Source organism: Streptococcus fryi (genome assembly GCF_053206505.1).
In genome coordinates this window covers 1-1,266 of the sequence record NZ_JBRUGW010000078.1, presented here as the reverse complement: position 1 = coordinate 1,266, position 1,266 = coordinate 1, and the positions used below count along the sequence as shown (strand labels likewise).

General features: G+C 38.2%; 2 pseudogenes. Both read right to left on the bottom strand.

Going from position 1 to position 1,266, the window contains the following annotated elements:
* Positions 1–124: pseudogene (locus ACVRZH_RS10145) on the bottom strand (HAD family hydrolase); the annotation flags it as partial.
* 311 nt (positions 125–435) lie between these two features.
* Positions 436–704, bottom strand: a pseudogene (locus ACVRZH_RS10140) (transposase); the annotation flags it as partial.
* Between the last annotated feature and the right edge of the window lie 562 nt (positions 705–1,266).

The following is a 1,266-nucleotide window of genomic DNA, read 5'->3' as shown; positions in this document are numbered from 1 at the left end:
AAGCCAACATTCCACGACCACTAGCTATAGTCAATAACCATCCCATAGAGTCAAAACCATTTAAAACATGCTCAAAGCGCTCCTTATCATAACTACCAAAACTATCCAAAAAGGTGCCATCCATGTCTGTTGCTATCACTTTAATCATACAATCTAACCTTTATCCTCTCAGGGGGGTGCAAACCGCTCAAAGGGGGTGCAAAAATAGTCCCGTAGTTTTTCATCCCATTATAACACAGAAAACAAAAAAAGGCGTGCCAAACTGAACGACTCCACGACAAACGTATGAACTTCTCTTTCTCATTCTATCTAGTCTCACACATATTTTAACTAGATAGGTTTTCTCAAATACTTGTCAAAATACAGACTACGGTGGTATTCCTTTTGTCTCTCCCCATATCGTTTCCGCCTGAGCTTGAAAATGAGAGAGTGGGATTGTTTGGCTAGTTTATAGTAAGGACTAAACATGTCTATAGTGATGACTTTGACACGGTTTCTGACAGAACTAGGATAGCGTAGAAAGTGGTTTCGAATGGTTGTCTGTGTCCGCCCATCCAGAATAGCGATCACTTTTAGCGAGTCGAAATTTTGTGCAACAAAGCTCATTTTCCCCTTCTTAAAGCTACACTCATCCCAAGACATATTTTCTGGTAGGTCGCTCAGATCTGTCTTAAATTGGACTCCTTTAACTTTCTGATAACAGTTAATACTCATCAAATATCAAAATCTGAAAACAACCAATTTCTATGAACAATAGTTTTCAACACAGACTAATGCAGGCTTTGTATCACCTCTTGTAGCCTATCAATGACATCATCAAGCATCTTAAAGGCCTTATTCTTAAATCCTCTCTTAAATCTCCGCTATACAAGAGAAATTAGTAAGCCCAAAATGCGAGATAAGGTTGGGCTGACTTTGGCGTGCCTTAATCTCAAAAAATTGGTGAAAATAAGGGTTGGAAGGTCTTTTTATCTTGCCTTAAACCACTCTTTTAGACTACTTTTTTCAAAAATAACACAGAAAATAAAAAGCAAACTAGTTTAAGGGCTAGTTTATCTGGCTCTATAAGACTGTAGTGGGTAACTCCACCATAGAGATTATAGGGCCTTTTGAGTATCAAAAAAGCCCCATATGACCTCTAATGAAAAGCATCCAATCCATCATTAAAAAGACTCATATGGAATAAAGAACTAGTCAGGGGAGTGACTAGTTCTTCCCGAGCCTAAAAATAAAAAAGCGAGGATTTTATCACAAACCTACTCGGAA